Source organism: Clostridium sp. 'White wine YQ', from assembly GCF_028728205.1.
GTDB lineage: Bacteria > Bacillota > Clostridia > Clostridiales > Clostridiaceae > Clostridium_T.
Genome location: NZ_JAQYUU010000008.1, coordinates 1 through 21,479, shown reverse-complemented (window position 1 = coordinate 21,479; position 21,479 = coordinate 1). Strand labels below are relative to the sequence as shown.

General features: G+C 29.6%; 18 protein-coding genes. 14 read left to right on the top strand and 4 right to left on the bottom strand.

Annotated elements, in window-relative coordinates:
- Nucleotides 1–47 precede the first annotated feature (47 nt).
- A complete protein-coding gene (locus PTZ02_RS17075; protein ID WP_274228991.1) occupies nt 48–839 on the bottom strand; it encodes a hypothetical protein in 792 nt (263 codons plus the stop codon).
- A 104-nt stretch (nt 840–943) separates the two neighbouring features.
- Between PTZ02_RS17075 and PTZ02_RS17070 the strand changes: the two genes are divergently transcribed.
- Nucleotides 944–1,786: a fumarate hydratase gene (locus PTZ02_RS17070; RefSeq protein ID WP_274228990.1), complete on the top strand. Its 843-nt coding sequence runs from the start codon at nt 944–946 to the stop codon at nt 1,784–1,786.
- An 11-nt stretch (nt 1,787–1,797) separates the two neighbouring features.
- Complete coding sequence (locus PTZ02_RS17065) at nt 1,798–2,361, top strand: Fe-S-containing hydro-lyase (protein WP_274228989.1); 564 nt, start codon at nt 1,798–1,800, stop codon at nt 2,359–2,361.
- Nucleotides 2,362–2,426: 65 nt separating this feature from the next.
- On the opposite strand, the gene PTZ02_RS17060 is transcribed toward PTZ02_RS17065, so the two are convergent.
- Nucleotides 2,427–3,284, bottom strand: coding sequence for a YitT family protein (locus PTZ02_RS17060; RefSeq protein ID WP_274228988.1), 858 nt, complete (start codon nt 3,282–3,284; stop codon nt 2,427–2,429).
- A gap of 201 nt (nt 3,285–3,485) precedes the next feature.
- On the opposite strand from PTZ02_RS17060, the gene PTZ02_RS17055 reads away from it, so the two are divergent.
- From PTZ02_RS17055 to PTZ02_RS17025, 7 genes are all read left to right on the top strand, one after another.
- Nucleotides 3,486–4,187 (top strand): response regulator transcription factor, encoded by a 702-nt coding sequence (locus PTZ02_RS17055; protein WP_274229010.1) that lies wholly within the window; start codon nt 3,486–3,488, stop codon nt 4,185–4,187.
- Nucleotides 4,165–6,012, top strand: a complete 1,848-nt coding sequence (locus PTZ02_RS17050; RefSeq protein ID WP_274228987.1) for a sensor histidine kinase — start codon at nt 4,165–4,167, stop codon at nt 6,010–6,012. The genes PTZ02_RS17055 and PTZ02_RS17050 overlap by 23 nt, the downstream gene beginning before the upstream one ends.
- Before the next feature lie 302 nt (nt 6,013–6,314).
- Nucleotides 6,315–8,546, top strand: a complete 2,232-nt coding sequence (locus PTZ02_RS17045; RefSeq protein WP_274228986.1) for a ribonucleoside-diphosphate reductase subunit alpha — start codon at nt 6,315–6,317, stop codon at nt 8,544–8,546.
- A 9-nt stretch (nt 8,547–8,555) separates the two neighbouring features.
- The gene (locus PTZ02_RS17040) at nt 8,556–9,596 is read left to right on the top strand and encodes a ribonucleotide-diphosphate reductase subunit beta (RefSeq protein ID WP_274228985.1); all 1,041 of its coding nucleotides are present in this window, start codon (nt 8,556–8,558) and stop codon (nt 9,594–9,596) included.
- 195 nt (nt 9,597–9,791) lie between these two features.
- Nucleotides 9,792–9,923 (top strand): hypothetical protein, encoded by a 132-nt coding sequence (locus PTZ02_RS17035; RefSeq protein WP_274228984.1) that lies wholly within the window; start codon nt 9,792–9,794, stop codon nt 9,921–9,923.
- A gap of 48 nt (nt 9,924–9,971) precedes the next feature.
- Complete coding sequence (locus tag PTZ02_RS17030) at nt 9,972–11,243, top strand: sensor histidine kinase (RefSeq protein ID WP_274228983.1); 1,272 nt, start codon at nt 9,972–9,974, stop codon at nt 11,241–11,243.
- A gap of 22 nt (nt 11,244–11,265) precedes the next feature.
- Nucleotides 11,266–11,838: an accessory gene regulator B family protein gene (locus PTZ02_RS17025; RefSeq protein WP_274228982.1), complete on the top strand. Its 573-nt coding sequence runs from the start codon at nt 11,266–11,268 to the stop codon at nt 11,836–11,838.
- A 33-nt stretch (nt 11,839–11,871) separates the two neighbouring features.
- Here PTZ02_RS17025 and trhA read toward each other — a convergent pair whose 3' ends face one another.
- Nucleotides 11,872–12,519: a PAQR family membrane homeostasis protein TrhA gene (gene trhA / locus PTZ02_RS17020; protein WP_274228981.1), complete on the bottom strand. Its 648-nt coding sequence runs from the start codon at nt 12,517–12,519 to the stop codon at nt 11,872–11,874.
- Nucleotides 12,520–12,731: 212 nt separating this feature from the next.
- On the opposite strand from trhA, the gene PTZ02_RS17015 reads away from it, so the two are divergent.
- On the top strand, nt 12,732–13,295 hold the full coding sequence (locus PTZ02_RS17015; RefSeq protein ID WP_274228980.1) for a DUF1836 domain-containing protein: 564 nt from the start codon (nt 12,732–12,734) through the stop codon (nt 13,293–13,295).
- A 64-nt stretch (nt 13,296–13,359) separates the two neighbouring features.
- Here the strand turns inward: PTZ02_RS17015 and PTZ02_RS17010 are convergent, their stop codons facing one another.
- Nucleotides 13,360–15,351, bottom strand: a complete 1,992-nt coding sequence (locus PTZ02_RS17010; RefSeq protein WP_274228979.1) for a sigma 54-interacting transcriptional regulator — start codon at nt 15,349–15,351, stop codon at nt 13,360–13,362.
- A gap of 382 nt (nt 15,352–15,733) precedes the next feature.
- On the opposite strand from PTZ02_RS17010, the gene ptsP reads away from it, so the two are divergent.
- From ptsP to iadA, 4 genes are all read left to right on the top strand, one after another.
- On the top strand, nt 15,734–17,350 hold the full coding sequence (gene ptsP / locus PTZ02_RS17005) for a phosphoenolpyruvate--protein phosphotransferase (RefSeq protein ID WP_274228978.1): 1,617 nt from the start codon (nt 15,734–15,736) through the stop codon (nt 17,348–17,350).
- A 242-nt stretch (nt 17,351–17,592) separates the two neighbouring features.
- Nucleotides 17,593–18,885 (top strand): homoserine dehydrogenase, encoded by a 1,293-nt coding sequence (locus tag PTZ02_RS17000; RefSeq protein ID WP_274228977.1) that lies wholly within the window; start codon nt 17,593–17,595, stop codon nt 18,883–18,885.
- 121 nt (nt 18,886–19,006) lie between these two features.
- Nucleotides 19,007–20,221 carry a hypothetical protein gene (locus PTZ02_RS16995; protein ID WP_274228976.1) on the top strand — a complete coding sequence of 405 codons (1,215 nt, stop codon included), beginning with the start codon at nt 19,007–19,009 and terminating at the stop codon, nt 20,219–20,221.
- Nucleotides 20,222–20,277: 56 nt separating this feature from the next.
- Complete coding sequence (gene iadA, locus PTZ02_RS16990; RefSeq protein WP_274228975.1) at nt 20,278–21,456, top strand: beta-aspartyl-peptidase; 1,179 nt, start codon at nt 20,278–20,280, stop codon at nt 21,454–21,456.
- Nucleotides 21,457–21,479: the final 23 nt, after the last annotated feature.

Below are 21,479 nucleotides of genomic sequence, written 5' to 3'. Positions count from 1 at the left end.
TACAAATTTCCTGGGAAATATAAAGACCTATGTTGAAATAGGTCTTTTTAACTTTCAATATGTGAATCTGCAGTTATTATTTTAGAGGAATTTGGACATTTAACCCAAATGGTATTACCTCTTAACAAGGAAAATGGTAGTTCTTTAGAGCTATTTATCATGGTGATTTTTGTTCCAGATATCTTTAGCTTCTGAAGTTTTCCGCCAGAAAATAACATTCCATCGTGAGTGTCTTCGGATTTTTCCCCAAATTCTACAAGAACATTTTTAAAGGTAATAGGAGTATTTGAAAATCTATTAACGTCTTGAACATTTGTAGAATAATGAAAATACTCACCATTTTTATAAATAAAACTAGTATTTAATTCTGGCGTATAAGAAATAAAAATTGTGTCAATTTTATTGGAAAAGAGATTTTTATCTAGTTCAAGCGGGTCTAAAAACTTAATTGTTGGTAAAGAACTCGTAGAAATAGAGGAAATAGTACTAATAGATTCATTTAACGATATATTTTTATTGTAAAATATACCTTTATAAATTAAAGAGCCAGAGTCAGAAGGAAATTCTTCTATTACTATATCAGCAGACGTAATTTTATAAAGCTTTGAGATATCATTAAATTCATAAGTTACTTGTAATAATGGGGCATTAGTAGTCACATTTTGAACTACTTCTCCAGTGATAGGAGAAACATTTATAGAATTATTTGGTGGATTAGACCTATTATTTTCTCCATTAATAAATATTGCTGCATAATATTTATAAAACAAAAAAGCTAAAAATAATAATATGAATATGTAGCCAAAGGCCGAAATTATTTTATTATGATTATTATTCATAATTAATCCTTTCAAGAAATTGCTTATTAAATTATAATTAAGAAAGAATGGGAATATTCCATAATGTATTTTATTTTAAGGGAATTTTATCAGGAGGTATAGGAATGAGAGAAATAGATGTAATAGAAATAGTTAACGCTGTTAAGAAAATATGTATAGATTCTAATCATTATCTTAGTAAAGATATAAGAAATAGATTAAATAAGTCAAAAGAAGAAGAAACTTTTCCAATTGCAAAAGAAATGCTAGAAAAGATAATACTTAATTCAGATATAGCGGAAAAAGAAAACATGCCTATGTGCCAAGATACTGGTATGGCTGTAATATTTGTTGAACTTGGACAAGACGTGCATGTAATTGGTGGAAACTTTTATGATGCCATAAATGAAGGAGTAAGAAAAGGCTATGAAGAGGGATATTTAAGAAAGTCAGTTGTAAAAGACCCTATAAATAGAGTGAATACAGGAGATAATACTCCAGCAGTAATACATTTAGAAATAGTTCCAGGGGATAAAATTAAAATAATTATTGCTCCAAAAGGTTTTGGGTCAGAGAATATGAGTAGAATCAAAATGCTAAAACCTTCTGATGGTGTTCAAGGGGTTAAGGATTTTATTATTGAAACAGTAAGACTTGCTGGACCCAATCCATGTCCTCCTATAATAGTAGGTGTTGGAATAGGAGGAACATTTGAAAAAGCTGCAGAAATTTCTAAAAGGGCATTACTTAGGAGTATTGAACAAAGAAATGAAGATGAATTCTATAGAGAATTAGAAGAGGAAATGCTTAAGAAAATAAATGAATTAGGTATAGGTCCACAGGGATTTGGAGGTAAGACAACTGCGTTAGGAGTAAATATCGAGGTGTTTCCAACTCATATTGCAGGATTGCCAGTTGCTGTTAATATAAGCTGTCACGCTACAAGACACGCAGAAGTTATATTATAGGAGTGATATGTATGGAAATTAAGATTAATGCACCATTAACTGAGGAAAAAGCTATGACTCTTAATGCAGGGGATATTGTTTTATTATCAGGAGATATATATACAGCTAGAGATGCTGCACATAAGAGATTAGTTGAACTCATAGAAGAGGGTAAGGAGCTACCAATTGAATTAAGGGACCAAGTTATATACTATGTAGGACCAACTCCACCTAAGCCAGGACAAGTGATAGGGTCTGCAGGACCAACTACAAGCTATAGAATGGATTCGTATGCTCCTAAGCTTTTAGACCTAGGTTTGAGAGGAATGATTGGTAAGGGGGCAAGGGATGCAGATGTTATCCAGTCTATGATAAAGAATAAAGCTATTTATTTTGGGGCAATTGGCGGTGCAGCTGCGCTTACTGCTAAATGTATTAAGACATCAGAATTAATCGCATATGAGGATTTGGGAGCAGAGGCTATTAGAAAGCTAACAGTTAAGGATATGCCACTAGTAGTTGTTATAGATGCTAACGGAAATAACTTATACGAGATTGGACAAAAGGAATATCTAAGTACATTAAATAGTAAATAAAAAATAAAGACCACTTTATGAACTTAATAAGCCTCCATAAATGTGGTCTTTTCTTACATATATTTTTATAAATTTTTAAAGCCTCTTCCTCTTACTTCAGAAACATCAATTATGGTTATAAATGACTTAGGATCAATGGAAGTAATTTGTGATTTTAAATATACCAATTGGGGAAGAGTAACTATGCAATATATCATTTTCTTTTTGTGATGAGTATATTCGCCTTCAGCATTTAAAGATGTAACGCCTCTATGCAGGTTAGTCATAATAAATTTAATGACATCCTCTTCTTTTTCAGTAAGAATCATTAAAAGTTTTTTGGTTCCGAATCCTTTTAATACTTTATCTAAGATAATATTTTGCAGATATATAGATATAAGAGTGTATAAAGCTCTTGGTAATCCGAAAAATATAGCGCCTAGAATAACTATTAAAACATTGATAGAAAAACCAACAGTTCCAATATCAAAGTTTGAATATTTCTTTCTAATGAGCATTGTAATTATGTCAGTTCCTCCAGTTGAACCATTTCTAAGAAAAACTATACTATATCCTATTCCACATAATGCTCCACCATATATACAATAAACGAGTAAATCATCAATATTAATATGTAAATGAATTCTTTCAGTTAACAATAGAGAAATAGTTAAAGAAATCATTCCTATAGCAGAATAAAGAGTAAATTGTTTGCTTAATTTAAAGTAACTAATCACAAATAGTGGCAGATTTAGAAGGAAAACAGAATAACCAGCCTTAAAACCAGTAAAGTATTGTATTATTAGGGCTAAACCAGTTGCACCTCCACTTAAAAGTTTAGCATTAGCTAAGAAAATATTGACACCTAGAGATGCAATTAAGCATCCTATAAAAATCAATAAAATATCTAAGCATAAGTTTTTTTTGTCTCTAATAAATTCCATGACTTTCTCCTCTTAAGTAATAGATTTCATATATATTATAAATCAATAATGGAATTTAACAACAATAATTAAAGTAAAACACAATTATCTGATATAATAAATTTATAAATAAATGTAAAATTTTAAGAAAATTTTAATAAATTTATATAAACTTCTTATGACATATTTATTAAAATGGAAGATGGGGTGAGAATTATGGAAATTTATAAAATATTAGTTGCTGACGATGAAAGAGAAATAAGAGAAGCAATTGAGATATATCTAAGGGGAGAAAATTTTAAAGTTTTAAAGGCAAAAGACGGAGAAGATGCCCTGGAGATTTTTGAAAATGAGAAACCACATCTGATTATATTAGATATAATGATGCCTAAATTAGATGGAATTAGAACATGCATGAAGATTAGAGAGACAAGTAATGTCCCTATTATAATGTTATCAGCAAAAGGAGAAGATTCAGATAAGGTCTTAGGACTCAATTTAGGAGCTGATGACTATGTTACTAAGCCATTTAATCATTTAGAACTAGTAGCTAGAGTTAAATCTCAATTGAGGAGATATGATAACCCTATAATGGCGAAAAATAGAGAGAGAGAAGTGCAAGGGGAAATTGTATCAATAAGAGACTTAGTAATAGATAAGGAAAGGAAAACTATATCTGTAAGGGGAAAAGAAATAAAAGTAACTGCAACAGAATATAAAATACTGTTACTTTTGGTTTCTAACCCAGGTAGAATTTTCTCAATCCAAGAAATTTATGAAAGAGTATGGGACGAGCCTTTCTATAATAGTGAAAATACTGTTACAGTTCATGTAAGAAGAATTAGAGAAAAAATAGAAATAAATCCAAAGGAACCTGAATACTTGAAGGTGGTGTGGGGTATTGGGTATAAGATTGAAAAATAAATATTATAAGTGGAAGTGTAAGTTTTCAATTATTGATGTTGTTATTTGCTCCACTATGATAATACTTACCTTTAATATAATAACTACTTTTATTATGGAGGCCTCAAGAGGAATATTTACCTATGATACTATAATAAATAGTGAAAAATATAAAGAAAGAAGATTAGTGAATGATAGTTTGCAGCTTATATCAAATATACAAGGGCAATATAATATTTTAAATCAAGGAAATCAAGCGCTAGTAGATGCGAGAAAATATAATCAGGACACAATTGATGATAGTTACTATATAGGATATATATATATAGATAAAGACTTAAAAGATGATAAAGGGATTCCTTATTATATAACTAACAGAGGATGGGTTTCAGATCAAATAGTTGGAGGTGCTGATGCAGATGAACTATTTGAAGAGTTAGCTGATAAGGAAGGAATAGTTTATTATAAAATTGATAATGATAAAGATTTTAATGAAATAACAAAAAGTCAAAACTTTTCAGTAACACCAGAAAAAAAGAAAAATATGAGAGGCATAAATGAATACTATTTTGTTAGAGGCTCTGCTTATGATAACTCTATTGTTAAAAATAGAATTCTCTTCTTGGCCTTCATTTTAAATTTATCCTTAATAATAGTAATATTAATTAAGTATGAGTTCTTATTTAAGACAAAGGGTTATATTCAAGTAATCAATGAAATAAGAAATAGTAAACTTGGAGAATGTGCTTACTATTTAAAGGAAGTGCCAAAAAGGGTAATAAAAAATCTAAATAATAAAGTTTTAATTTTGATAAGTGGATTAATCGTAATTAAATTTATTGTGATGCCCTTTTGGGGGAAAGATATTCAAAGAATAATGATTTATCTTGGAAGTCTATTACACTTAAATCTGGATATGCAAATTATAAACACAACATTATCTCTTGTTAATTTAGTTTGTATTTTAATATTATCAACATATTTAATATTTAGTATTTTAAGAAATTATGTATTTATATATGAATTGTTAGATATGGTAAGAGAGTATGATAAGGGCAATATGGATGCTGAATTAAAATATAAAAGTAAAAGTGAAATTCATGAGATTGTACAAGGTATAAAGCATATGCAGGAGGGATATAGACAAGTAGCTGAAGAGAGAGTGAAAAATGAGAGATTGAAAACAGAATTAATTTCAAATGTTTCTCACGATTTAAAAACCCCATTAACGTCAATTATTAATTATGTAAACATACTAGGTCGAGAAGATATAACAAAAGAAGAGAAAGATGAATATTTAAAGATACTTGGTGCGAAGTCTCAACGATTAAAAATATTAATAGATGATTTGTTTGAAATGTCTAAATTATCTTCTGGTAAGATTAAGTTAAATAAGGCTAAAGTTGATATTGTTCAACTAATACACATGATATTAGGAGAATATCAAGAGAAGTTAAAAGAAAGAGGACTTACTACAAAAGTTGTAACTTATAATGAAAGTATTGTTATGGATGTGGACCCAGATAAAATGGTAAGAGTTTTTGATAATATAATTACCAATGCCCTAAAGTACTCTTTGGAAGATACAAGAATATATATTGATATCTTTGATGATGGAAGTTGGGTAACCATTAGTTTTAAAAATATATCTTCCTATGAAATGAACTTTAAACCTGAGAGGATGATGGAGAGGTTTGTAAGAGCAGACTCTTCTAGAACATCAGATATTGAAGGTTCGGGTCTAGGCTTGGCTATAGTTAAGAATATTCTAGAAATACATAATGGAGATTTAAGGCTAGAAGTTGAAGGTGATATGTTTAAAGTCTATGTTATGTTGAAAAAATAAATTTATATAAGGATGGACTAGTTTAACTAGTCCATCCTTATATTTTTAAGAGAAGTTTCAATTGACAGGACTCCTTGGAGAATGTATATTAATAAAGATTGTGTTTTAAGGGAGAAACAATATTGATAAGAAATTATATGGAAAACAAAAGATAATAAGAGATAATGTGGTTTATTTGACTTAAATATATGTTATCAAAATTTACAATTTAAAATTAAGCAACTATAATTATATAGACAATATATTGTATGAAATACTAAGGGCGGAAACATTGGTATACAATATCTAGTGGAGGGGATATCATGGAGGATTTATTAAACTTAACAAAAATAGCATTAGAAGCCATAAGTGGTGAAAAAGAAGTTTATAATGAGGAAAGACTGTCAAAAGCATTAGGGAGGATAATTACTCCTAAAATGGATGATAAACAAAGGATTAAAGCAACTATGCAAGTGCTTTTAGAATTAACCTCAGCAGAAGAGCCAAAATGGGAAAAAGGTGCTGCAAGGTTGTTTACATATATGTTGTACGATGAAATCAAAGAAAACAGATCATTAGGAGAAACAGAAGATCCATATAAAAACCTATATGAATTTATAGAGTTGCTTACTAATGAAGGATTATATGGAAAGTATATCTTAGAGAATTATACAAAAGAGGAAATTGAAATCTTAGAGAAAGAATTGAAGCCAGAAAGAGACCTTATATTTACATATGGAGGGATAAGCTTACTTGCCAAAAGATACCTAATACAAGATTTCAATAGAAAAACCTTAGAATTACCACAACAGATGTTTATGGGAATAGCTATGCATTTAGCAATTCCAGAAAAGAAGGAAAATAGATTGTATTGGGCTAAAAGAATTTATGATGTTTTAAGTTCATTGAAGGCAACTATGGCGACACCTACTATGTCTAATGCAAGAAAACCGTTTTATCAATTAAGTTCATGCTTTATAGATACCGTGGATGATTCTTTAAAGGGAATATATAAATCATTAGATAACTTTGCAAAAGTCTCAAAATTTGGTGGCGGAATGGGGATATACATTGGGAAGATAAGATCCTTAGGATCACCAATTAGAGGTTTTAAAGGAGCCTCTGGTGGTGTTATACCTTGGGTAAAACTATTTAATGACACAGCTATTGCTGTAGATCAGCTTGGAGTTAGAAATGGAAGTGTTGCAGTTTGGTTAGATGCATGGCATAAAGATATTCCAGAATTCTTACAGATAAAGACTAATAATGGAGATGATAGAAAGAAGGCTCATGATGTATTCCCAGGGTTATGCTATCCAAATCTATTTTGGAAGCTTGCAGAAGAGGATATAGATGCTAACTGGTATATGATGTGTCCCCATGAGATAAGAAGTGCAAAAGGTTATTCACTAGAAGATTTCTATGGTGAAGAATGGGAAAAAAGATATTATGAATGTGTAGAAGATGAGAGAATAGAGAAAAGGGTAATGAGTGTTAAGGATATTATTAGGCTTATTATTAAAAGTGCAGCTGAAACAGGAACTCCTTTCGCATTTTTCAGAGATACAGTAAATGAAATGAATCCTAATAAGCACAAAGGAATCATATATTCATCTAACTTATGCACAGAAATAATGCAAAACATGAGTGCAATGGAAATACTTCAAGAGGAAATTGTCGATGAAAATGGAGATAAAATAATTGTTGAAAAAACTAAATCAGGAGATTTTGTAGTATGCAACTTATCCTCATTAGTTTTAGGAAACATTGATGTATTAAATGAAAAAGAACTTGAGTATGTTGTCGAAACTCAAATAAGAGCCATGGACAATGTTATTGATTTAAATTATTATTCAGTTCCTTTTGCAGAAGTAACAAATAAAAGATACAGAGCAATAGGTCTTGGAACCTCAGGATATCATCATATGCTTGCAAATAATAAAATAGGGTGGACATCAGATGATCATGGAGATTTTGCAGATAAGGTATATGAAAATATCAATTATTATGCAATCAAAGCAAGTGTGAAAATATCAAAAGAGAAAGGTTCTTATCCATATTTTGAAGGTTCGGATTGGGATAATGGAGATTATTTTAAGCTAAGAGAGTATACTTCACAAAGATGGAATGAACTTAAAGAAGAAGTTAAGCATAATGGAATGAGAAATGGATATTTGATATCTGTTGCACCAAATGGTTCAACAGCAACTATTGCTGGTACATCTGAAGGTGTAGATCCAGTAATGTCTAGATTCTGGCTTGAGGAGAAGAAAGGAAGCATAACCCCTAAAACAGCCCCTAATTTATCTATGGATAATTATTGGTACTATATTTCTGCATATAATATAGATCAGGCATGGAGTGTTAAAATGAATGGAGTAAGACAAAGACATATAGATCAAGGACAGTCTTTTAATTTATATATAACCACTAATTATACTATGAGGCAAATTATGAATCTTTATATAGAAGCCTGCAAAAGCGGAGTTAAAAGTATTTATTATGTACGTTCTAAATCATTAACAGTTGAAGATTGTGAAAGCTGTTCAGCTTAGGAGGAAATTATGAATAAGTTAATAACAAAAAAGCCGTTGTTTAATGAAAATGGCGATACAGAAGTATCAAAAAAGAAAATGATAAATGGTAATACAACTAATTTAAATGATTTTAATAATATGAAATATAATTGGGCATCAGATTGGTACAGACAGGCGATGAATAATTTTTGGATTCCAGAGGAAATTAATCTTGCACAAGATCTTAAGGACTATCAAAAATTAAAACCTGAAGAAAGAACTGCTTATGATAAAATTCTTTCATTTTTAATATTTCTGGATTCAATACAAACAGCAAATTTAGGAAATATAAATAATTATATTACAGCATCTGAAGTTAATCTATGCTTAACTATACAGGCATTTCAAGAGGCTGTGCATTCACAAAGTTATTCATATATGCTAGATTCTATCTGCTCTCCAGAGAAAAGAAATGAAATATTATATCAATGGAAAGATGATAAAATATTATTAGAAAGAAATAAATTTATAGGGGATTTATACAATAATTTTGTTGAAAATCCAACACATTATAATTTTTTAAAGACAATAATGGCTAACTATGTTTTGGAGGGAGTATATTTTTACTCTGGATTTATGTTCTTTTATAACTTAGAGAGAAATGGTAAAATGCCAGGATCAGCTCAAGAAATAAGATATATAAATAGAGATGAAAACACTCATTTATGGCTATTTAGAAGCATAATTAGAGAACTTCAGAAGGAGGAGCCTCAATTATTTAATGATGAGATGGTCGAAGAACTAAGAGACATGGTAAGAGCAGGAGTCGAAAATGAAATAGCTTGGGGCCATTATGTAATTGGAGACAATATTTCTGGGTTAAATAAGAGTTTAATAGAAGATTATATAAAATATCTAGGAAATTTAAGAGTTACAGCATTAGGATTTAAACCATTATATGATGGATATAATGAAAATCCAGCCGAATGGGTAGATTTCTATGCGGACGCAAATAAAGTAAAAACAGACTTTTTTGAAGCGAAGTCAACGGCATATGCAAAAGCAGGAACTTTGGTAGATGATCTATAGAGTGGAGAGTTATAATAAAAATTAAAAAAATAGAATCAATTAGGAGATAAAATATGACATTTTTCTAGTTGATTCTATTTTTTTTTGGAGGAAAAAGTCAAAATTTATATATCGAAGAAAATATTTAGATTTTTTTGAAAAATATTGTATAATAAGAGTGGATAAAGTTACATAAATTTATAAGAGGTGATTTGTATGGAAAAATTTCTAAAAGGTATTGGAAAAGCTTGCCTTGCAGTAGCAGCTCTTATCGTAGTATTTGGACCAGCATCAATGAGTAGTATGGCAGTAGAAGAAATGCCTGAATCAATGAAAGACAAAAGATAAAAAAAAGGGGGCTTTTCAGCCCCTAACAATATACTGGGGGAATTCAAAATGTTGTATAAAGTTTTTGATATATTTAATAGTTTCTGCCAATCAATTCTTTTTGTGTGGATATCTAATAATATTGCTGAAAAAGAAAATAAGAATACAAGAAATAAATCCTGTTTGCTTGTAGCTTTAATATTTGCAATCATTAATATATTTACATATGTTCCAATGAATATTCCGCTAGCAAATTTTATTATGGTAACTTTAGTTTTAGCGTTAATAGTCATATTCTATAGAAAAAAGGTAAGTGATGCATTTTGGGGATTTGGGTTAGCCTATGCCATAATCACAACGTTATCATATTTTTTAATTACCTTTTATCAACACTTCTTTACAAAATTAAATCTTGGAATACCACAGGATATTGAAACAATTATATTTATATATATACCAGCATTTATTTCTTATATATTTATTTATAAATATAGAAAGAATTTATTTGAAGTTGTAATCTCATTAAAAGCTTATAAGATTTCCATAATAGTTATTTTACTTATAGACTATGCTTTTATTTTTATTGATACTCTTCGCATTGAGTGGACAGTAGAAAGTATGGGAATCACTTTTAAGTTTCTATTATATTTTATATCGTTAATTGCATTTATTTTTTCCTTAATTTATTTTGCTAAAATCAATAGTAATACAAGGGAAGTTGAACTTCTAAATACAGAGTTAAATGATAAAATTATAGAACTTAAAAAGATTAAGCACGATTATGGCAGTGAAATAAGCAGTCTATATGGATTATATCAGCTTGGAAGATATGATAGAATGGGAGAATTATTAAAAGGAATAGTAGAAAGATATCAAAATACATCTTCAGTAATAAATCTTAATGTACAAGCTAACCCTATGGTCACATCGATATTAAATAATGCACTTTCAAAAGGTATAAATATAGTTGCCTTTGATAATGCAGAATATGATAATTTAACTATATCAGACAGTGAACTTTTAAAGTTATTATCAAACATTGTAAACAATGCTATTGATGTTCTTGTAAATATACAAAATGCAACGATAAAGTATAACAGCTATAATAGTTACGATGGAATTATAGTAAACATAGAAAATAATGGTCCTGAAATTCCTAAAGAAAATAGGGAAAAGATATTTAAAGCTGGATTTAGTACGAAGAGTGATATAGATGGAGAGCGAGGATATGGCTTAAGTATTGTCAGAGATGTTATTAATAAAGCAGGAGGAGAATTAGCTCTAAGAAGTACTAAGAGTTGGACAGAATTTTCAATTAAAATACCTTACAAAAGATGTTGAATAAGTTTTTGGAGGGAGAATATTGAGAAGATTTATAAAAGCATTCTCTAAAATAATTGCAAAATCAAATGAATATAATGAGGAGCAAGAGCAGGAAGTTGAGTATGCTTTGCGAGTTATTATATTTGAAGTTGCAAAGTTTATTGGAACTATAATTGTATTTTGTACTATTGGTTACCCGGTACAGGGGTTATTAGCGATTGGGTTAATGTCTTTAAGTAAGCCTTTTATAGGCGGATACCATGAAGATAATCAAGTAAAATGCTTTATATCTACTCTGGTCACTATAGGAAGTATAATTTATTTGGAAAATAATATTAGATTGAATTTTACTTCAGTGGTTCTACTTGGAGGAGTATCAATATTTTGCATATGGAATCAAGCACCTATAGTTAATCCTAAAATGATGTTAACAAAGATTGAACTAATTAATAGAAATAGAAGAGTAGGAATTTTTATTATTGTGTTGCAATATTTAGTTTCTATAATTCTATTTAAGTATACTTGCATATCAACTTTAATAGTATGGGTAATATTATTTCAAGCGCTACTAATGTTTAATAAGAAAAAAGACATAAATTTAGGAGAATCTTAATAATTATAAGAATCTCCTTTATAAATAAGTATATTAAATTACATATTTAAAAATACAAAAGAAGTGAGCTAATGTACCTAATAAAATGAATATGTGGAATATTTCATGAAAACCTAAGTATTTAAATGTAAGTATCTTAGGTTTTATTGCATATATTAAACCTCCAACGGTATAGAGAACACCGCCTAAGACAAGTAATAGAACACCATTTAATGAGATAGCAGAATAAAGTGGAACTATTGCAAAGACTGCTATCCAGCCCATAAGAATATAAATTAGAGTGGATAACCATCTAGGACAATTAAACCAAATCATTTTAAATATTATTCCAATAACTGCTATAGACATTATTATTGAAAAAAGCACCCAACCTTGAACTCCATTTAAAGCTATAAGACAAAAAGGAGTATAAGAACCTGCAATAAGTACAAATATCATAGAGTGATCTAATTTCCTTAAAAAACTAATAACCTTGTCAGAAGCTTTTACCATATGATATGTTGCTGAAGCTGAGTATAATAGAATCATGCTAGCACCAAAAATAGCGATTGCTGTAATAGATAAAGCCGAAGCACCATTAATAGAAACTTTTATAAGCATGAATATTAATCCTATAAGTGATGCCACGGCACCAAAAAGATGAGTAAATCCGTTGATTGGTTCTCTAAAGTACTTTTCCATTGTGAAGCCTCCTTGTTCTGATAAGTAGTTTTTAAAACTACGTGATGTATTAATTACATTATGATAGCATTGTGGTCATGTGTCAAGTGGAAATTATAAAAAATTTACTTTTTTTAGTTTTTATTTTACATAAATTGTAGATTTCAAATTTAATTTATGATATATATAGTTTAATACATAGTAATTATAACTATACGATAGAAGGTGAGTACATGAAAGTTGAAAATATTAAAAGCTTAATAGATAAGCTATCATTAGAAAATGCAATAAACTTAGATGAAATACCAGAAATAGATTTATATATGGATCAAGTTATACAACTATTTGAAGCTAAATATATAGAAACTCTTCGAAATGAAGAAGAGAAGGTTTTAACGAAAACTATGATAAACAACTATGCTAAGGATAAATTAATAATGCCCATAAAAAACAAAAAATATTCAAAGGAACATTTAATTCTCTTATCATTAATTTATCAATTTAAAGGAAGTCTATCAATAAATGATATTAAAAAAATTATGAATCCAATTGTTAAATCCTTAAGTGAAGGAGAAGAATTCCCTCTAAGAAAATTATACACAGAATACTTAGAAAGATATAACGAGGATGTGAATAATTTTATAAGTGCTGTTGATAAATCAGCTGGGGATGTTGACCCAAAAGAAGATGAGTATATAAGTAAAATGTTACTATTAAGCTCATTTATAAATATGAGTAATATGTATAGAAAACTTGCAGAAAGAATAGTAGATGATATAAGCTTAAGTGAAAAATAAATATAAAATATAAGGACCTAAGAAAAAGTTAATAAAAGAATATTGCTTCTTCTTAGGTCAAATATTATTCTATTCCATATTTTTTACACTTCAGTGATATAGTTCTATGGGTAAGTCCTAAAGCTTTACCAGCCTTATTATAGCTTCCGTATTTCTCCATAGCCTTTTGAATAATTATTTTTTCATATTCTTCAAAAGGAAGTATCTCATCATCTAGCGGAAGGATAGAAGCTTTTTTTGATGATGTTACCCTAAAATGATAAGGTAAATCCTTTGAAGAAATAAATTCATCTTCACAAAGATTTATTGCTCTTTCAATTATATTTTCTAGTTCTCTAATATTACCTGGCCAGGAGTAATTTATTAGCTCTGACAAAGCTGTCTTATCAATTCCTTTTATATTTTTAGAGAGTTTGTCATTGATTTTCAGAATAAAATACTCAACTAAAGCAGGAATATCTTCTTTTCTATCCCTTAGAGGAGGAAGTTGTACAGATAAAACATTTAATCTATAGTATAAATCTTCTCTAAAAGTTCCACTTTGTATCATTTCTTCTAAGTTTCTATTAGTAGCAGTAATAACCCTAACATCTATTTTTTGAGGAGTTATACCTCCTAAACTCTCTATTTCTCTTTCCTGCAATACTCTTAATAGTTTTACCTGCATTGATAACGGCATATCACCAATTTCATCTAAAAATATAGTACCTCCATCAGCGATTGAAAATTTTCCTGGCTTTGATTTTGTTGCACCAGTAAATGCACCTTTTTCATAACCGAAAAGTTCACTTTCTAAAAGATTCTCTGGGATAGCAGCACAATTAACTTTAATAAAAGGTTTATCTTTTCTGGTAGAATTATGATGAATGGCATTTGCGATTAATTCTTTACCAGTTCCACTTTCTCCTCTTACTAGCACTGTTGACGTACTTTCAGCAGCTTTTTTAGATACATAAATAACTTCCTTAAGGGAAGAACTTATTCCAATAATTTGTGAAAAACCATTAGAACTTAAAGTGTGTTTCTTTAATTCTTCTCTATAATATTCCACTTGTTCTTGAGATCTTTCAAGTTTACTTGCGAGCTCCTTTATCTCAGAAACAACTTTTGAAGTTGAAAGAATTCCTTTAAAGTCACCATCTATAAATAGTGGAGTTATAGTTGAGATTATATCTACACCATTTTTTGTTCTAACTATATTTTCAATACGCTCTTTTTTTTCAAAAGCCTTAACTCTTAACCCTTTTGGAGAAACTTCAAATATACTTTTTCCTATGTTCTCGGATATACTGCCTAAATGATTGATGTAAGCAGGATTAATGTAGGTTATTATTCCATTTTCATCAACGAAGCAGATTAGATCATGGGAAATTTCCATTATTTTAAGAAATTTTTCGTTTAATTCCTTCATACCAACAATATCTGATACATCTTGAAAAACTCCACAGGCTCCTATAAGTTTAGATTTACTTATAATTGGACTTCTATTTACAGTTATTATTCTTCCATTTATATGTTGAATTTGTCCAAATTGCTTTTGTGGAGAGGCAATAACTGAAGGAAGTTTAGTATTTTCAACTGAGTCTTCAATAGGTTTACCAATGGCACTAGAATGTTCAATTCCAAATATCTTTAGAGCATAATCATTAATGTAAGTAATATTTGAATTTATATCAATGACAACAATCCCAATAGGTAAGGAGTCAAGTATTTGTTCATTAGCAATTTTACTTTCCTCAATGAAAACGTCGATTTGTTCCATTAACTGAGATTCTAAATTGATCTTACTCATTATAAATGAATATAAAATGTCTATAGCTTTTTTTGAAGCTTCATCATCATTTTTAGAACCAATTATTATAGTTTCATTGCATCTAACTCTAAGGGAAAGCAAGGCCAACATAGAAAATGCTAACCAGTCAGTCTTTTGAGGTTTTTTAATATATAGATTAACGGAATATTTCGATTGTAACTTATCTACTTCATTTACTAGCATTGCAGCAACTCTTGTATGAAGTCCATTTGGATCTAGAATAGCTATGTTTCTAGTGTACATAAAATCCTCTCCTTGATAAAAAGTATCAAAAAAAATAAGGTTGATAAAAAGTATCAACAATTATATTGTATCATAAATACCGAATATATCAATGATTTAGAAATAAGTTGATATATTTTATCAATAATATTATAGAAAATACAGCATATAATAATATTAGGTAAATACAAGATTAGGCATTTTAACATAGTATGGAAATGTTAAAATTAAATTCATTTAAAAAAACCTTTTCATTTGCTATATTTTTATTTTTTGTGATATAATATATCCGATTGAGTTAAAATAAGCAAGTTGGCATGACTCTTGCTTTATATTATATTGAATATTTTGTTTAAGAACTAATTATAAGTTTAGGCTTATTTAAATAAGGAGGATTCAATTAATGATAAAAGGAATTGCAGCTTCAAAAGGCTACGCAATAGGAAAAGCATTTATTCAAGAACATGAAGAGATAGTAATAACTGACCAAAAGGTGAATGATATAGTTGAAGAAAAACAAAAGCTACATAATGCGTTAGAAGCATCTAAAGGACAATTACAAAAAATAAAAGAAAAAGCAGTTAAAGAGATGGGTGCTGAAAAAGCAGAAGTTTTTGAAGCTCATATCACACTTCTTGATGATCCAGAATTTACTGGTCAAATGGAAATGGAAATAGAAAACACTAAGATAAACGCTATGAAAGCTGTTGAGGGAGTTACAAACACTTTCGTAATGATATTCGAATCTATGGATGATGAATATATGAGAGAAAGAGCAGCAGACATTAAAGACGTTTCTAAGAGAATTATATTAAACTTAGCTGGTAAAGGCGGAGATGCATTCTCAATTACTGAAGAAAATACAATAGTAATTGCTCACGATTTAACTCCTTCAGATACAGCTCAACTAGATAGAACTAAGGTTATTGCATTCTTAACTAACATTGGTGGAAGAACTTCTCACTCAGCTATTATGGCGAGAACATTAGAAATTCCTGCTGTTGTTGGATTAGGAAATATAACAGCTACAGTACAAAATGGAGATTTTGTTATAGTTGATGGTATCAAAGGTGAAGTTATAATAAATCCATCAGAAGAAGTTGTTAATGAATATAAAGCAAAAAGAGAATCATTCATTAAAGAACAAGAGGAATTAAAGAAATTAATAGATGTTAAAACCGTTACTAAGGCTGGTAAGAGAGTTGAAGTATGTGGAAATATCGGTAAACCAGAAGATGTAAACCAAGTATTAGCTAATGGTGGAGACGGTGTTGGATTATTCAGAACAGAGTTCTTATACATGGATAGAGATAGTGCACCAACTGAAGATGAACAATATGATTCATACAGATATGTTCTTCAAAAGATGGAAGGAAAGCAAGTTGTAATAAGAACATTAGATATTGGAGGAGATAAAACTCTACCATATCTACCATTACCACAAGAAATGAATCCATTCTTAGGATATAGAGCAATAAGACTTTGTTTAGATAGAAAAGAATTATTCAAGGTTCAATTAAGAGCATTATTAAGAGCATCTATTCACGGAAAGCTAGCTGTAATGTTCCCAATGATTTCTGGACTTGAAGAATTTAATCAAGCTAAAGAAGTAGTTGAAGAATGTAAAGCAGAATTAAGAGCAGAAGGAAAAGAGTACTCAGAAGAAATTCAATGGGGAATCATGGTTGAAATACCAGCAGCAGCTGTGTATGCAGATGAATTAGCTAAGCATGTAGACTTCTTCTCAATTGGAACTAACGACTTGATTCAATATACTTTAGCAGCTGATAGAATGAGTGAAAAAGTATCATATTTATATAACCCAATGCATCCAGCAGTATTAAGATTAATAAAGATGACAATTGATGGAGCTCATAAGCATGGAAAATGGGTTGGAATGTGTGGAGAAATGGCTGGAGACGAAACAGCTATACCAACACTTGTAGAATATGGATTAGATGAATTCTCAATGAGTGCATCATCTATACTTAACGCTAAGAAGATAATAATGGAGCAATAGAATATAGAGAGATAACAAAACGCTCTAAACCAAAATGCATTTTGAGAGGTGAAATTCACCTCTCTTTTTTTTACTTTAAATTGAATTAACGAATGATAAAGGAATTGAATGAAATAATAGTTAATAGTTAATAAAAACATAAAATTTTTATAGAATTTTTAACTTAATAAATATATAATAAGAATATGATAAATTGAAGCAAGATAATTGGGGATTTAAATATGATAAGGAGGGGGCTTTAAATGAAAAAAATTAAAATAGCCTTATTGGGTTTAGGGAACGTTGGTAGAGGAGTATGGAAAATAATAAATGAGAATGGCGAAGAAATAAGAAAACGTTCAGGCTATGATGTTGAAATAGCAAAAATATTAGTTAGGGATAAAAACAAAGCAAGAGGAGTAGATATTCCAGAAAGTCTTCTTACTACTAATTATGAAGATATAATTCAAAATGATGAAATAAAAATTATTGTTGAACTTATGGGTGGAGTGAATCCTGCAAAAGAATATATGTTGGAAGCAATGAAACAGAAGAAACATGTAGTTACTGCAAATAAAATGGTATTAGCTACAGAAGGGGATGAACTTTTTGAAGCAGCAGATAGATTTGGAGTGATGTTCTATTATGAAGCTTCAGTTGCAGGTGGTATTCCAATTATTCAAGGGGTTAATGAAAGTCTTGCAGCAAATAAAATAGAGCAATTATATGGAATTGTAAATGGTACTACAAATTACATATTATCAAAAATGGAGCTAGATAATTTAGATTTTGAAACAGCTCTAAAGGAAGCTCAAGAAAAAGGTTATGCTGAAGCTGATCCAACTTCGGATGTTGAAGGATATGATGCTGCATATAAATTAGGAATATTATCTTCATTAGCTTTTGGAGCAAAAGTAAATTTTGACCAAGTATATAGAGAAGGTATAACAAAGATTAATTCTACAGATATTAATTTTGCAAGAGAACTAGGTTTTGTTATTAAATTATTAGCTATAGCAAAGGACGAGGGAAATGAATTAGAATTAAGAGTTCATCCTACATTGATTCCAAAGACTCATCCTTTAGCCAACGTATATGATTCTTTTAACGCTATATTTGTGAAAGGAAATGCAGTTGGAGAATTAATGCTTTATGGAAGAGGAGCAGGGGATTTACCTACTGGTTCTGCTGTGGTAGGCGATATTCTTTCAATACTTAGAAATGAAGGAAACCTAGAAAATTATTCTGCAGTTAAAAATAATTTATGGAAAAGGGAAATAAAGCCTATATCCAAAATAAATCGTAGATATTATCTAAGAATCACTGTTACTGATAAACCAGGTGTGTTAGGAGAAATAACTACAATATTTGGAAATCATGACGTAAGTATGAAGTCAATAATACAAAGAGGCCGCGAAAAAGATAATGCAACATTGGTTATAGTGACACATCATACAAATGAAGGTGATTTAATGAATGCACTTGAACAGATAAAAGAGCTACAGGCATTAGAAAGTGTAGATAATATACTTAGAATAGAAAGTTTTAATAGTTAGGGGAAGTTCTTGAATGAACTTCCCTTTTTTTAGTAATGCTAGTTAGGATGGTATAAATAGATAGCTACAAACAGAATTTATGGTATAATTTTTTTATACTATATTAAAAGGTGGATACAATATGAAGAACCAAGGAAATAAATTGCATAATAAGGCAATGTATTATTACTCAAATGGCGAATTGGAAAAAGCTCTAAATATTTGTGAAAAAGGAATGTCATTAGGCTTATCAAATTCATCTTTGATTAATTTGAAAGGGCTTTTATTATATATTCAGGGAGATTATCAAGGGGCTAAAGCAACTTGGAGGATATGCAAGGATTTTAATAATGATGAGATTGCAAAAAAATATTTACACGGATTAGAGTTGGACTCAGGTAAAGAAGAGATGTATAGAAAAGCTCTTGCTCTTTATAATGATGTTAAAATAGTTGAGGCTCTTGAGTTATTAGATGAATGTGCCACTACTGATTTTAATTTTATTAACGTTAATGTTCTTAGGTCTAAAGCTTACATTAAATTAGGAGAATGGGAAAAAGCACAATTCTATTTAATGAGGCTAAAGGAAAAAGATAAAAAGAATAAATATATAAAGGAAATAGAACAAGAAATCGCTCTATTTACTGGAGCGAAAAAACACCTACCTATAAAACTAATTTCAGTTTTAGGTTCCATATGCTTATTAGTAGTTATGGTAATGTTTTTGAGAACACCAATTCAAAATCTATTTACTAAAAAAGAACCTCCAAAGAACAATGCAGTAATTGAAGCAAAAGAAGATACTGCTGAAAAGAAAGAAAACCAGAGTAAAGAAGAAGTAGTTACAAAAGATTGGAGTTTATTACAACCATACATAGATAAAAAAGATTATGATTCTATGCTTGTATTTATTCGTGATGTAAAAATTGATAGTCTAGATTCTAATCAAAGAAAACTATACTTAGAAAGCAAAGATTTATTAGATAAAGAGGGCATTAAATATTTTTATGATAAAGCTAATGGCTTTTTTAAGAACAAAGATTATGTAAATGCTATTAGTGAGTATAATAAAGCTTATGAAGTAAGCGAAGGAAACTACCTTAGAGAACATATTTCATATTTAATAGCTACATCTTATGAAAGCAATAAGGAAGCTGATAAAGCTATTAGTGCATATAAAGACTATCTTAAAGAAAATGAGAAAGGCGAATATGCTGCAGAGGTTAATTATAGATTGGCCCTATTAAATAAAGACATAAATAAAGATGAGAGTGTAAAATATGCTAATGTAATTAAAAGTACATATAAAAATTCAATGTATTACAATTCTAATATTAAAGGAATACTAGGAGAGTAGGAGAACCTTTAATAAAGTTCCCACAGTCTTATTATATTTAATTAGGAAGTGGTGGAATGATTACTATTATAAAAAATGCAGAGATATATGCGCCTGAATATATAGGGAAAAAAATACTTATGCTGACAAATGATAAGATAGAAGGAATATATGATGAAATAGATATACCAGATAAGTTTTTAGATATTAATGTGGTTGACGGTACAAATATGATAGTTATCCCTGGATTTATAGACTCTCATGTTCATATAATGGGTGCAGGAGGAGAAGGTGGGTTTAGAACTAGAACTCCAGAAATACCATTAAGTGAGTTTGTGAAATCTGGAACTACAACAGTAGTAGGTTGTATAGGAACCGATGGAATATGCAGAGATATGAGAGGATTAATTGCAAAATGTTATGCATTAGAGGAAGAAGGAATAACTACCTATTGTTATACAGGTTCTTATGAAATTCCTGTTAGAACCTTAACTGAAAGTGTGAAAGGTGATATTATGCTTTTACACAAGGTAATAGGAGTTGGAGAAATAGCACTTTCAGATAATAGAAGCTCCCAACCTACATATGAAGAATTTTTAAATGTGGTAGCAGAAGCTAGAGTAGGAGGATTGCTTTCAGGAAAAGCAGGAATAGTAAATGTGCATCTAGGTGATGGAGCTAGAATGATGGAATACTTATTTAGATTAGTAGAAGGCTCAGAAATTCCAGCAACACAGCTATTACCTACACATGTAAATAGAAATGAGAAACTCTTTTTAAAAGCAATTGAGTATGCAAGTAAAGGTGGATATGTAGATTTAACCACTGCATCAGATCCTAATTTCTTAGAAGATACTGAAGTTAAGGCAAGTAGTGGATTGAAGAGAATGCTAGAGTCGGGAGTACCAGAGAATAAAATTACATTCTCCTCTGATGGAAATGGAAGTATGCCTAGGTTTAATGAGAAAAGGGAAATGATAGGACTTGGAATATGTTCACTTTCATCTTTATATAGAGAATTTAAGGATTCAGTGTTAAAAGAAGGAGTACCCTTAGAGAAGGCACTAAAGGTAGTAACATCTAATGTGGCTCAGGTGTTGAAGCTTAGCCATAAAGGTAGAATTGAAAGTGGAAAAGATGCAGATATTCTCTTGCTTGATAAAGAAAATTTGAATATAGTAACAATGTTTGCAAAAGGTAAGAAATTGAAAGAAAACGGAAAGATATTGGTTAAAGGAACATTTGAAGGATTTTAATATAGGGTTTTCTATAGGAAACT